The organism is Emticicia sp. 17c, assembly GCF_037153985.1.
In the GTDB taxonomy this organism is placed as follows: Bacteria; Bacteroidota; Bacteroidia; order Cytophagales; family Spirosomataceae; genus Emticicia.
Window position 1 is genome coordinate 400,168 of record NZ_JBBAYI010000001.1, and the last position, 13,793, is coordinate 413,960.

General features: G+C 33.9%; 9 protein-coding genes. 1 reads left to right on the forward strand and 8 read right to left on the reverse strand.

What is annotated here, in order from left to right; translation table 11 throughout:
- Positions 1–730: 730 nt before the first annotated feature.
- Positions 731–1,171, reverse strand: coding sequence for a helix-turn-helix transcriptional regulator (locus tag WAA15_RS01725; RefSeq protein WP_337040644.1), 441 nt, complete (start codon positions 1,169–1,171; stop codon positions 731–733).
- A gap of 1,014 nt (positions 1,172–2,185) precedes the next feature.
- Entirely contained in the window at positions 2,186–2,995 is an 810-nt protein-coding gene (locus tag WAA15_RS01730; protein WP_337040645.1) for a 2,3,4,5-tetrahydropyridine-2,6-dicarboxylate N-succinyltransferase, read from the reverse strand.
- Between the two features lie 538 nt (positions 2,996–3,533).
- Between WAA15_RS01730 and gap the strand changes: the two genes are divergently transcribed.
- On the forward strand, positions 3,534–4,541 hold the full coding sequence (gap, locus tag WAA15_RS01735) for a type I glyceraldehyde-3-phosphate dehydrogenase (RefSeq protein ID WP_337040647.1): 1,008 nt from the start codon (positions 3,534–3,536) through the stop codon (positions 4,539–4,541).
- Between the two features lie 63 nt (positions 4,542–4,604).
- Here the strand turns inward: gap and trmB are convergent, their stop codons facing one another.
- From trmB to WAA15_RS01765, 6 genes are all read right to left on the reverse strand, one after another.
- A complete protein-coding gene (gene trmB, locus WAA15_RS01740) occupies positions 4,605–5,261 on the reverse strand; it encodes a tRNA (guanosine(46)-N7)-methyltransferase TrmB (RefSeq protein ID WP_337040648.1) in 657 nt (218 codons plus the stop codon).
- A gap of 72 nt (positions 5,262–5,333) precedes the next feature.
- Positions 5,334–6,707, reverse strand: coding sequence for a bifunctional folylpolyglutamate synthase/dihydrofolate synthase (locus WAA15_RS01745; RefSeq protein ID WP_337040649.1), 1,374 nt, complete (start codon positions 6,705–6,707; stop codon positions 5,334–5,336).
- Between the two features lie 35 nt (positions 6,708–6,742).
- Positions 6,743–7,741 (reverse strand): hypothetical protein, encoded by a 999-nt coding sequence (locus WAA15_RS01750; protein ID WP_337040650.1) that lies wholly within the window; start codon positions 7,739–7,741, stop codon positions 6,743–6,745.
- Positions 7,742–7,821: 80 nt separating this feature from the next.
- Complete coding sequence (locus WAA15_RS01755) at positions 7,822–8,925, reverse strand: SPOR domain-containing protein (RefSeq protein WP_337040652.1); 1,104 nt, start codon at positions 8,923–8,925, stop codon at positions 7,822–7,824.
- Positions 8,926–8,964: 39 nt separating this feature from the next.
- Positions 8,965–10,659 (reverse strand): TonB-dependent receptor, encoded by a 1,695-nt coding sequence (locus WAA15_RS01760; RefSeq protein WP_337040653.1) that lies wholly within the window; start codon positions 10,657–10,659, stop codon positions 8,965–8,967.
- Between the two features lie 64 nt (positions 10,660–10,723).
- Positions 10,724–13,735, reverse strand: a complete 3,012-nt coding sequence (locus WAA15_RS01765) for a tetratricopeptide repeat protein (protein ID WP_337040654.1) — start codon at positions 13,733–13,735, stop codon at positions 10,724–10,726.
- Between the last annotated feature and the right edge of the window lie 58 nt (positions 13,736–13,793).

The following is a 13,793-nucleotide window of genomic DNA, read 5'->3' on the forward strand; positions in this document are numbered from 1 at the left end:
CATAGAGGCTAATATATCATTATTATTAAAAGCGTATGTCTAAAAAGTTTGTTGAATAATTATCAATGTATGAAGGCTCATAAATCTAAAGAAAGATATAGTAGCTTTTGATTCTGACTTAATCTGTAAAATTTCATTACACATTATTTGTATAATTCATTATAAATAGCAATAACATAATTATATAGAATCTAACAGTTGAATGTTAAAATCACGGCTCTACGCAACTAATATAATTTTATGAATTTAAAAAGAAATTACCAAGTTGTTCAGTTTGTTGCACAATGGGTTTGAACGCTACTCAGGCAATTGTATTTGGAACCCAACTTAAACAAGTCATTTAAAAACACGTTAGTTTTGGTGCCGAATGATTTCTATTAACTATAAATTATTTCTTTAAATTGAAAACAGCCAGTTTTTGCAATGGGTGTGTTAAATATTAAATAGCCTTTGAAATATGCTCATCAAGGTCTGCTCCCGGAACATCCAAATTATCACCTGTCTGCTGGCTATTATAATCTGATTCAATTTGGGTTTGTATAAATCAAGGAGGCTAGTATACCCGAGCAATGAACGATACTCCAAAGAGGATATTTTTTTCTAATTCCAATAAGTGAAAGAGCGTACTTTGTAATTAATTATAATTTTGGGACTCAACCGCTTTTGTAAAGTAAAAAAGAAGTTAATTTTTTCGTGGCTTCTTTGGGTTTTACTTCACCATGACATATTGTCAGGTATTGCTAGATTCAAAAACTTGTGTATTACCGTCTGTATAGACAACAATGATACGAGCAACATTTCCATGGCCACTATGGCTAAAATTCGGTAAAATAGTATTGCTGAGATTTTGCTGTGAAGGGCTAAGCTCAGGTATTTTTCTTTCATTCGATTCTCGTGGTGAGAAAATAGCCCTCTTTTGCGTTGTAACTGATTGATTTACAGTGTTTTGAGTTTGAATAGTTGCTTCGCTTTCTTCGTCTTCTAAAAACCAATCAAAGCCCAATTCTGGGTATCTTTTGTAAATTTTCTGTACAATCTCCAAACTAGGCTTATTTCTGTCAGATAAAATGTGAGAAATGCTAGGGCGAGGCACTCCAATCTCATCCGCAAACTTTGTAGAGGTCAAATCCCGTTCGCTAATAAAGCGGCGTATCTTTTCATTTAATTTCATAAATAGTTTACAATTATATATGTAAATAATTAAACTAAACAAATGTAAATAACTAGATATAAATGTTAATTAACATCTGTTAATATCTTTTTACAAACATAAACAGTTTCGAAATGAAAACCAAATACTTTTGTAAATTATTTCTTTAAATTGTAAACAGGCTGTCAATGTAAATAGTTTACATTTCTTAATAGTCTGATAATCAATAATTTATATTAGATTGTGTTTATAGTTGAAAGTTTTAGTGGCTGAGCAAACAAATTTCTTTTGGTACAGTAGAGCAGGACGTATTAAATAATAGTATAAAAAAAGGTTATCAGGAGAAAAATAACCCATATTTACTAATGTCAAGAAATATGTATGAAAATATTTACAAAAGTTTTTTGTAGATTAATTCTTGTAAATTAGTTTTGCCTCATACTTACGTGCTTTCAATATAATTCATTTAAGATAAATTTTAAGTAAAGGTTTAATTTGTAGGTAGAAATGCCAACAATTTGGGATTCAATCGTCAGAAAGTCCTATCTTATTTTAGATTGGGCTTTTTTTTATGTCTACTACTAAAAAAATTCTATCAGCATCATATCCTTATCATGTAGGAAACTTCGTTAGTCGTGATGCCTAGTACAGTTCAATGTCTATATAATGGCTAAAGAATAAATAATTTTAAATGGTATAAAAGATTCAATAACTATATAAAAAGAATTTAATGAAAATTAAGGCTTTGAGGGCCATTATTCTGATAATCTGATAAAACTATTGAGAATATATCAATAGGCCTTGTAGGCCTATTAAAACAGCAAATAAAGCATGTATTAAAGATATACCATACAGCAGGATTAATATTCAGGTTATTTTTAGGAGTTGTTTAGTCTCATTGTGCCAGATTGTCACAATGAAGAAGAAGAGAGGTAAAACAGTTAGATTGGGAAATAATGAGTAATAAACACAATGGGCAATAGATAATCTATTGCCCATTGTGTTTATATAACAATACTATAATGCTTCTTTATATTATACGGATACGTTATTTTCTCTTAATGCTTCATTGAGTGAGGTTTTTAGGTCAGTGCTCGCTTTACGTTGGCCTATTATTAACGCACAAGGTACACCATAATCACCTGCTGGATATTTCTTTGGTAACATACCGGGTATCACAACTGAATTATCAGGAACATAGCCTATATATTCTTGGCCAGTATTTACATCTATTATTTTAGAGCTACTGGTTATCGTTACTCCAGCACCAAGTACGGCTCTCTTGCCAATTCTTGCACCTTCCACTACAATACATCTTGAACCAATAAATGCTCCATCTTCAATAATTACTGGAGAGGCCTGTGCAGGTTCTAAAACTCCCCCAATGCCAACACCACCACTTAAGTGTACGTCTTTTCCAATTTGTGCGCAACTGCCTACTGTGGCCCAAGTATCCACCATTGTACCAGAATCTACGTATGCTCCTATATTAACATAAGATGGCATCATAATAACTCCTTTAGCTAAAAAAGAGCCATATCTTGCCACAGCCGGAGGTACCACTCTTACACCCATGGTATCATAGCCTTTCTTTAATTTCATTTTATCATGATATTCAAAAATTCCAACTTCCTGAATACTCATTTGTTGAAGAGGAAAATAAAGAATGATTGCCTTCTTTACCCAATCGTTAGTAATCCAACTGCCATCTTCATTCGGACTAGCAACACGGAGGTCACCTGAATCTAATTTTTCAATAATATCTTCAATTGCTGCTTTTACTTCTGACGAATTAAGTAAAGATCGGTCTTCCCAAGCTGATTCAATAATAGTTTTTTGTTGCATTATTATATTTAGATTTTTATGTTAATTAATACTTGCTAAAACACTGATAATGAACTACTTATATTAATATTTTAAGATTATTTTAAGTATTTTAGAATTAGATTTTAATCATAATAACACAAATGTAAGACCTTTAAATTAAAACTTCAAGTTAATACCTCCCCTACTTAACTAAAAATACCAATGGTGTATGAGTCATGCAGCAATGAAATATATTTAACCAACAATAACTCATACAAATATTAACCATTTAAATGATGCCACCTATATGTAGACAGATATTAATAATTACTAAGTTTACAGGATATTATATAACTAATAATTTTAGTCTTTTTTACTAATATTTAGTAAGTTATTTAGTTAGTATTACTAAAATAATTAGTAATCATTTTTTGTATTATAACTAATTTGCTTACTAGAAGTGCATTAGCTTTATTATATTAATGCTAAAATACATACCTCCTATTAGCATTATTTTATTTATTAAAAAAAACTTCTTAAATTGCAGAATCGTACCACTTAAACCAAATTATTAAAAATGGCACAAATTAAAGTAGCTATTAATGGATTTGGCCGCATAGGCCGCCTTGCCTATCGTCAAATTTATAACATGGAAGGAATTGATGTTGTAGCAATAAATGATTTAACGAGCCCATCAGTTCTAGCTCATTTATTGAAATATGATAGTGCTCAAGGGAGATTCGATGCTGACGTAAAATCAACTGAAAATAGTATTGTTGTTAATGGTGAAGAAATTAAAATTTACGCTCAAAGAAACCCAGCAGAAATTCCTTGGGGAACTCATGGCGTAGATGTTGTATTAGAATGTACAGGTTTCTTTACAGACAAAGATAAAGCTGCCGCGCATATTACAGCTGGAGCAAAGAGAGTAATCATTAGCGCACCGGCAACTGGTGACCTTAAAACTATTGTATTTAACGTAAATCATCAAACCCTTGATGGAAGCGAAACCATTATCAGCTGTGCAAGTTGTACTACCAACTGTTTAGCTCCAATGGCTAAAACTTTAAATGATAAATTTGGTATTGTACTAGGAAGTATGACAACAGTTCATGCTTATACGAACGACCAAAATACATTAGATGCTCCTCATCCTAAAGGTGATTTACGCAGAGCAAGAGCTGCGGCTGCAAACATAGTTCCGAACAGTACTGGTGCTGCAAAAGCTATTGGCTTAGTACTACCTGAGCTGAAAGGCAAACTTGATGGTGGTGCTCAACGTGTACCTACCATTACTGGCAGTTTGACAGAATTAACAACCGTTCTGTCGAAACCTGTAACAGTTCAAGAAATTAATGCAGCAATGAAAGCCGCTAGTAATGAAAGCTTCGGTTATACTGAAGACGAAATCGTAAGTAGTGATATCATCGGTATAAACTATGGTAGCTTATTTGATGCAACTCAAACTAAAGTTGTAACAGTTGGAGACCAACAACTGGTTAAAACAGTTAGCTGGTATGATAACGAAATGAGCTATGTTAGCCAATTAGTTAGAACAGTAAAATATTTTGCTACTTTAATATAGTAATCTAATACCTAAAAAAGCCACATTTTGGGATAATTTATTCCAGAAATGTGGCTTTTTAGTTTATAAAACCTTTGCTGCTAAGTAATTGATTTTGAAGCCTTTTTCAACAAATAATTTCTCATAATGTGTTGTAATACCGAAGTGTTCATCGAGAAAATCAGAATTATAGAGGTCAGTAGTTTTCTTTAATATTCTATAATTTGCCTCATCCAATGTACCTAAACTATACTCAAATAAACCACTATTATCAGTTTTAAAGAAAAAATCACCATTAGGTTTTAGAATCTTTCGGTATAAATTAAGATATTGGATGTTTGTTAATCTCTTTTTTTCTTCTTTATCTCTGGGCTGTGGGTCTGGGTGAATAAGCCAGATTTCATCAACTTCATTTTCATCAAAAAACTCTTCCAGATAAATCATAGGTGTCCGTAAAAATGCTACATTAGTAAGTTTCATATCAATAGCTCTTTTGCTACCTCTGGCAATTCTATCCCCTTTTATATCTATCCCTATAAAATTTTTTTCTTTAAATTGATTGGCTAAACCTACTGTGTACTCACCTTTACCACAGGCTAATTCCAATACAATAGGATTATTATTTAGAAAATATTTTTCACGCCATTGACCTTTTATTGTCGTGTAAAGTTCTTTTCCTCTCTCAATAACATTTTCTGCTTGAGCATTATGTATAAAACGGGGTAATTTTTGTCTGGCCACTCTCCTATTTTTTAAAAGTTTAAATAATATAATAAATATATATAAGTATAATACTTTTTATAAATATTATACTTATAACTCATCTAATTCAGCAACAACAAATGTACTACCTCCAATGTATATAAAATCATTAGATGACGCATTTTCACGGACTTTTTTAAGCGCATCGTTAACGCTGAGAATTGAATATCCTGTAATACCTATCGACTCAGCAATTTTTATCAAATTCTCAGGCGGCATAGAACGGGGCGAATCTGCTTGGCAAAAGTAGTATTTAGCCTCTTTAGGAAAAAGTTGTAGTATTTTCTCTACGTCTTTATCTTTAACAAAACCCAATATAAAATACTTATCGCCTTTGATTACACCAGTTTCAGAGAGCTTAGAAATTTGATTTAACACAATATTTAAACCATGCTCATTATGCCCTGTGTCACAGATAGTCAATGGCTTATAATCAAGTATCTGCCAACGCCCTTTTAAACCTGTAAGAGTACAAACCTGAGCAATACCATTTCTCAAAGCTTCGTCAGGAATATTGAAGCCCAACTCCCGGAGTACCTCAACTGACTGTATTACACCTCCAAGGTTTTTCAATTGATATGGCCCAATTAATTCTGACGTTAAATTCTCATATATCTTATTACTATTTTTATCTATCACATCTACCACAAGCTTTAAAGTATTTATAGCTGGGCTATTAACTTCTTTAACCATATAGTTATCTTCAGCAAAATAAATAGGTGCATTTTCTTGTTGTGCTTTCTCAAGAAAAACAGGACTTGTCTGTCCATTTCGTTCTGAGATAACTATTGGTGTATTAGGCTTAATGATACCCGCTTTTTCAAAAGCAATCTTAGGCAATGTATCACCCAAAACATCCATGTGGTCGAAACCAATATTAGTTATGATACTTAATTCAGGATGGATAATATTTGTTGAGTCTATTCTACCTCCAAGACCTACTTCGATAACAGCAATATCCACATTTTCTGAAGCAAAAAAATCAAATGCCAAAGCAACGCTTAATTCAAAAAACGAAGGTCGAAGCTCTTCAATATATGTTTTATGTTTTTCTACAAATGCAGAAACCTTCGCTTTATCAATTGATATACCATTTATTCTGAATCTTTCTGTATAATCTTTTAAATGAGGAGATGTATACAGACCCGTCTTGTAGCCAGCACATTGCAGAATTGAAGCCATATAATGGGAAGTACTCCCCTTGCCATTAGTACCTGCTATATGAATACTTTTAAATTTATCCTGAGGATTCCCCAAGTATTCACAGAGCTTTGAGGTATTAGCTAAATTAGGCTTAAATGCTTTTGCACCTATCCGATGAAAAACAGGAAGCATTGCATACAGATAATCAATTGTCTCTTTATAATTCATTGATGAATAAAAATAAAAAAAGGTGATTGAAAAATCACCTTCTAGTTTATGCAAAATTAATAAAGATTACTAAATATAGTATATCAGAATTAATTACCTGACTGAATATTAATTGTGATAGTACCACTTGCACGTGGTGGAGGTGTACCTGCTGGGGTTAGTACAGAACTTAATTTATTCTGAATGTAATTTTTATAGAAATTCTGTACTGATGGGCTTACTGTTGCTTCAAGTACTTTTATTCCAACTACATCTCCGGTATCATCCACTGTTACTTGAAAAACTATTTTACCTGTTTCGCTTGAACCATCATTTGGTAAAGATAATTTCTTTTTGTTCCAACCACTTAAGCCTCCAATTGATGCTCCACTCCCACCTCCTTTTCCTGGTTTTCCATAGAGGCTATTTCCATCTGGTGTTCCTCTTGGGTCTCCTTTGTCTCCTACCTCGCCTTTCTTACCATCACCATTATTGTTTCCACCTATACCATCTCTGTTACCTGTTGTACCATTAGAATTGGAAGCCCCTCCATTATTTCCGGTTGAACCCTTACTCCCCTTTTTGTACAATGATTCACCGTCGACTGTTCTCTTGGGTTCTACTGGTTTAGGAGGCTCAGCCTTGGGTGTTTCTGTTTTTGTTTTAGACTCAACAGGTGGTGTTGGCTTGCTATCTACTTTTTTTGCTGGCTTATCAGTTTCCTTTGCCACAACTGGGCTTTCATTACTGGATGTTATGACAGGTTTGACAGGAGTATCTTTTATTTTCTCTTTTACAACCTTTTCCGTAACAGGTGGTGGTGTAGCTACTGGTTTAATTTTAACTGGTTTGGCCTCTTCCTCGCCTGCTGCGGGTTTAACATCATAATTATTAGGAGAAGAGTTGGCCTTATTAGTTGTTTGGATATCGCCTGTACCAACCAAATCAATACCATAATTAAGTTCAACGCCTTCGGGTTCCTCGATAGGTGTATACATTAATTTCAAAAAAAACAGCAGCGTTAGAAATACTCCATATATAGCCAGACTTATAACAAACGCAAGGCTCTGGTTTTTCTTGTTATCTTCGCTTATGGTTGCACTTTGCATTAGATAGAGAATTTAGAAATTAGGATTATAAAAAAACCTGTAAGTGTTACTTACAGGTTTGAAATATTCTGAATTGACTACTATTTATTCTTTACGATTGCTGGTTTTTCGCCAAGTAGGTTTTGGTGTTTCTCAGCTAGTAGTAGTGCTTCTTCGTACGAATCAGCTTCACCTGCAATAACCTTCATTAAATTACCAAACTCTACAACTTTAGGTGTAAAACCATTCTTTTGTAAAGTGTTACTTAATTTTTCAACATTTTCTTTGCTTTTGAAAATACCTGAAACAATCAAATAACGTTTAGTAGTAGTATTTATTGCAGTAGTAGGCGTAGTAGGAGTAATAATTTCCTTAGCTTTTTCTGCTTTTACAGTACTCTCATCATTCTTTGGAATTTCATTAGCAACCGATGGCTTGTTATCAGTTAATACTTCTTCTTTAACTTCTTTCTTTTCAAAAACCGGTTTGATGATGGCTTCGCTTGAGTCTTGTTTTATTATTTGCTGAGAATCATTCTTCTTTGTTGTTTCCTCTCTTGTAGGGATATAATCTAAAGGATTAAAACTACTCTTGGCAGGATTATCACCACTTTTAGGATTAGAGAAAAGAACAAGAAAAAGCCCTGACGTTAATATCAATACTGGTAACGAATAAAGAACATAAGTCCATTTTGAATGCTTACCTGTACCTGAATAAGCTCCTTTATCCAGAATTAAATCTTCATTGTCTGAGGCAAATGTATGGCTAATCGTATAGCTTTGTTTCTCAATTTTTCTCGGAAAAATGCTATCAAAACCAAAACTTTCACTAAAAAAGTTATTCCGACGGTCGGGGTCAAAAACAAGATTATTCTCTTCGTTCAACGAAAAATCACCGATTCGTTCAAAATGAAAAGACTTCTCGTTTGATAATGAAAATTTAATTTCAGTTACGAATCCCTGAATTATTCTTTTTGCTTCGTCGATTGTGACACTCTCTCTCCTTGAAATGTAAGTGGCTAAAAGGCCATCATCTTGCTTCAAAATCTCGTTAAAAGCAATTCTTTTTTGCGGAGGCATTAATGAACCACTAATATCGTTATAACTTGAAGGCAAGTAATTAGCAATAAAAGCTCCGAAATTCGGAACTGTTACATAATCATGTTCATAGAGAAGTGTTCTAATATATTCTGCAACAGGCTTCATAGGTTATTGGATATATTTGGGAGCAATCTTTATGCTAAATTAAAATGAAAAATTGACACCTACAAGAAAATTTAAACCTTGTTGCTGGTAATAGAGAAATCTTTCGTACTTCTGCCCTAAAATATTATTTAATTTAACAAAAGCAGTAAACTGTTTACTGAAAAGATAATCAAACTCAGCATTCAAATCATAAAAAGCCTTGTTGGTTACTAACTCTTGTGTGCTTGGATTTCTGGCAAATGTTTTTCCATAGTAATATAAATCTATATTAGCCAAAAAACGGTCCGATACAATAATGGTGTTTCCCCATTTAGCAGTAAATAATGGTCTGTGGAACGGTTTTTCAAAGCTCCTTCTTTGATAGTGGTTTATGTCTGTTCTCAGATAAGTTCTCCACATTTCAACAGGCTGATAGTTAAGTTGCAAGACCAAATTAAAATACTGGGTTCTAAGGCTATCATACATAATTGTAAATTTGGCGGTATCACCAAGGGCTTCACCAAAATCAGGTGTATAATTATTAAAATAATACAGATTTTTATAATAACCCATTGCCCCTCTTACGTTAAAACTAAGGCCAGAACCGATATCTCCTTTTGTACCTATGTAATATTCTTGACTTTTTTCGGTATTCAGAAGTTTAACCTGAGACTTCAAATATGGATTTTCGCTAAGTAAACTTCCAAGTGTATTTCTCACAATATCGCCATCCATACCAGCAAATAAATAAAACAAACCCGGTGCTTTATAAGTCAATTCTATGGTAGGGAAACCCTTTGTCTGATTTATTTTTTTTACTTCATCAAACTCATTCACGGCTTTATATCCGATACTAGCACCAAAGCTATTCAGATTTATTTTAAAGGATGGTTTAACTCTAAACAAATTACGTTTATCTACTTCAGCATCACTACGTTGTGTTACGAAAGCATCTGCATCAACAATGGCTATAAATTTATCCTTGATGATAGGAAAATATACATTAAAACTAGAGGCCCAGTCTGTCTCCTGGGCACCGTAAATATTTTTAAGTGACCTTAAATTTGTTTTTAATGAATAATCTACACGTGGGTCAGGAGCCGTATTTTCAAAGCCAACATTAAATTGCACAGTGTTTAAGACTTGTCTTATTTCCTTTCTGTCGAACTCTTCTCTTGGCCTACGATAACCATAAAAATAATACTGGTCGCGGTTATAATTAAAGCCTGCATTTACCTGAAACTTTTGAGCTAGGTATTTACCTGTTATTTCGGCTTTATCATACATATTGGCCGAATTTTTATCATCAATAGGCCCTCTTACTGTTGAGTTATGATACGCGTGTACGCCTATCACCATATTGTTTTCCTGATTGGTATTCAGAAAAACCTCACCTAGTATACGCCCGTAATTTCCGGCACCAAGGGTTACATAATTATTATAACTTTCGGCATCTTCCTGCTTTTTGCCACCATTCGGTTGAACAACGTTAGGATTGAATTTTACCTCCTCGATTCCCTTAGGTTTACGGTCGAAAAAGGTATATTTCATTTGCTTATCTTCACTATTGGATTTTACCGGTGGAATCTTTTCAAATACCCTATTTGCAGGTGGTAGCTCAACTTTACGGTCTTTGGTAATAATAATATCATCATCTATTTGTGCAAATGTTGGCAGAATAATCAAGTTAAGACCAACAACAAATAAAAACTTAGATATATGTTTTTTATAATTAATTTGAATCAAGAATTTCATAGAGAAATATTTTAAAAAGTTTTTAAAAAAATAACTAGATAATTGAAGAGCCTAAAGAGTTATCTTACTCCTTGTTCTCAATTTCTTTCATTTTTTTCTTAGCTAAATCAACTGTTTCAGGTGTTTCTGAGTTATCAATAATTGATTTCAATGTTGCACGGGCCATGAAGTAATCATTCATTCCAACATAGTTATCCGCTATCAGGATGAATCCTTTCTCGTACCAATACAGGAACTCTGAAAACTCCTGTGCTAATTCTTGCATTACTTTTATTGACTCTTTGTATTTTTTCTGGCGATATAGCATCTCACCAATAAAATACTTGGCTTCAGCACCATTATTATCTTTAGCTAACTCTATTGTTTTCTTGAACTCCTCTTCTGCTCTGGCATATTCGTTTTTAGCCAGATACGCTTTTCCAATATATAATTGCGCTTTGTTGGCTGCACCCATTACGATGTTTCCGCCATTATTAAGTATCTCACGCGCATAAACGATGACAGAATCCTGATTACCAACAAAATAATAAGAATCAACCAGCCCTTGCCATGCTGTAACAATGTCACGTTTGTTCGCTGATGAAACAACAACTGTGCGGTAATGTGTAATGGCATTTTTGTAATTCCTTGTAGCTGCTTCAATGCTTGCTGCCCGTAATGCCGACTTTGTGACAAAGTTGGTTCTGTTATCACTAATAACCTGATTATAATATTTCAAGGCATTAGCTTTATCATTCAGGATATAATAAGAGTCAGCAAGGTAATATTTAGCTTCAAACATATTAGAGCTTTTCGGATAATTACTAATAAACTTTTGAAGTGCAGTTACTGCTTTATCATACTTTTCGTTTAGGTATAAATTCTTTGCAGTTTCGTATTCAAGCGTTTCAACTGACCCATTTTCAGGATTGCTTTTTTTGTACTCCTCAACTATTGAAGAAAACTCCTCAGGTCGGCCAAGTGTATTCAGGGTTTCTTGCAAACCAAGTAAGGCATCCTCAGCAATATCTGTTTTTCCATATCGTATTACAATTACTTTGTAATCATTTAGCGCAGCTTCGTAGTTTTTCAGGTTACTATAAGCCAATGCTCTTTTCAATAATGCTTGCGGTATTAAACCGCTTTTAGGACGCTCCCTAACCATCTTGCTTAGAAGATTTACGGCATTCTGATAATTACCTTTGTCGAGTTCAAGAGAAGCGTTCTGGAACCAAGCATCATCAACAAGCCTTGATGTTGGATACTGTGCTGATAATCTATCGAAGACTTGTAGAGCCTCCTGATTTTTACCTAGAAAAGTTAACGTAAGCCCTTTCTGATACATGGCATAATCTTTCTCAGTGCGATTATCTTTAATTGCAAGGTCATAATACTTCAAGGCTTCATCATAGTTCTTTAACGCCAAATTACAGTCTCCTATCCTTACAATTGCATCTTCATAGTTCTGGCGGTTAGCTTCATCTTTTTTAGCTTTAATGAACTCCTTAAAATAATTTGATGCCTGTTTGTAGTCTTTGTTATTATAATTCAAATACCCCAAAGCATATTTACTTTTTTGCTTGAGTGTTTCGCTACTGTTGCTATTAATAATATCTCTGTAATATTGGGCCGCTTCGGGCATTTTGGTAGCATACGCTGCTTCAGCCTTCCAAAAAATGGCATTCTGTTTCAGGTCATTATCAATAGGCTGCGTCAAAGACTTATCGAAATACTGTATTGCGCGTGTATAACGCTCGGCATTAAAATCTAAAACACCTTGATTATAAGACAATTTCTGATAGGCTGCATTAATGGTTGGCGTACGTTTTTTTAGCCCTTCTATATAGCTGATTGCCTGAGCATAATTATTGGCTTCAAACATTACATCGCTCATGACTTCGCTGGCTTCATCTTCGTATTTACCCCCCGGGTAGGCTTTCAGATAATTTTGCAGTTCAGTAATTCCTTGCTGGCTGTTACCCATATCAATTGCTACTTTAGCATAATTAAACTGTGCTTCTTCCTGAATAATTTTATCAAAGCTGTAATTTTTTGCATTTTCAAATGCAGCTAATGCCGCATTTAAATCATTGGCTTTCAAGGAAGATATACCTAAATAATAAGCAGCCTGTTGGCCTAGTTCGTTGTTCTGACCAGCAATTTTTTTAAAATTTTCAATCGCTTTTTCATAATTGCCGGTTTTATATAAACTATATGCGTGCCTGAAAGTAACCTGATTTGAAACTGTTCCTCTTTTAAAGGTTCGGAATTTATCGTAATATTTTGCTGCTTTAGCAAAATCATCCCGAAAGAAACATACTTCTGCCGTTACCAGACACATATCATCTATTTTTCGGCCATTAGGTTTTTCAATAATTGGCTCAGTATAAGCCAACAATTCGGCATATTTTTTCTGAACATATAAGATATTCGCAATCCAGTTAGGGATTTCAACTTTATATGGGTTAACATTTTCAACCTTTTTTAGATCTAGCAATGCCGCATCATAGTTTTCATTCTTGTAATTGATTACACCCGCATAATAGTAGGCATGAATCGAGAAATCAGACGCTACGCTTTTCACTTCATTAAAAAGAGGCAAAGCCTTTGCAAAATCATTGGTCTGATAATATGCAATTGCTAGCATATATTTAAACTCTAGTGCCTGTAATGAAGCTGAGTTCATATTGACAGCTTTCTCGAGATACTGAATGGCTCTTTTGTAATCTCCTTCATCATAAAAGTATTTACCTAAATCTCCATAAATGACTTTTGCTTTAGGATGGTCTGAATGATTAACTACAAACCGCTCTATCTCAATATCCGCATCATAAGCTTTTGAATACAAACCTGCCAAAGCTGAATAATACTCAGCATTCGTGAGGTTAAATTCATTAGAATTTAACGACTTCTGGTTGAGTTGAATGTAGTGCCGAAATTCTTCGCGCGAAGGAGCATAAACTTTTTTCTGAAATAACTCTATACCCTTGTGGTAGTAAGATTCAGGGTCAGTATACGCAATTGTGTTCTGGGCCAAAGACTCATAGCCCATATTTAGTAAGCTACAGACGGTGGAGATAAATATCGTCTTTTTCATAGGGTCTGAAATCCCCAACCCCAAGGGGAATTTTTTTTAAAGGGGGTCAATATTTGGG

What these genes read in the sequence shown, in the direction of transcription:
- WAA15_RS01730 (WP_337040645.1), bottom strand. Translation starts at nt 2,995, where the DNA reads ATGCAACAAAAAACTATTATTGAATCAGCTTGGGAAGACCGATCTTTA.
- WAA15_RS01765 (WP_337040654.1), bottom strand. Translation starts at nt 13,735, where the DNA reads ATGAAAAAGACGATATTTATCTCCACCGTCTGTAGCTTACTAAATATG.
- gap (WP_337040647.1), top strand. Translation starts at nt 3,534, where the DNA reads ATGGCACAAATTAAAGTAGCTATTAATGGATTTGGCCGCATAGGCCGC.
- WAA15_RS01760 (WP_337040653.1), bottom strand. Translation starts at nt 10,659, where the DNA reads ATGAAATTCTTGATTCAAATTAATTATAAAAAACATATATCTAAGTTT.
- WAA15_RS01750 (WP_337040650.1), bottom strand. Translation starts at nt 7,741, where the DNA reads ATGCAAAGTGCAACCATAAGCGAAGATAACAAGAAAAACCAGAGCCTT.
- WAA15_RS01725 (WP_337040644.1), bottom strand. Translation starts at nt 1,171, where the DNA reads ATGAAATTAAATGAAAAGATACGCCGCTTTATTAGCGAACGGGATTTG.
- WAA15_RS01755 (WP_337040652.1), bottom strand. Translation starts at nt 8,925, where the DNA reads ATGAAGCCTGTTGCAGAATATATTAGAACACTTCTCTATGAACATGAT.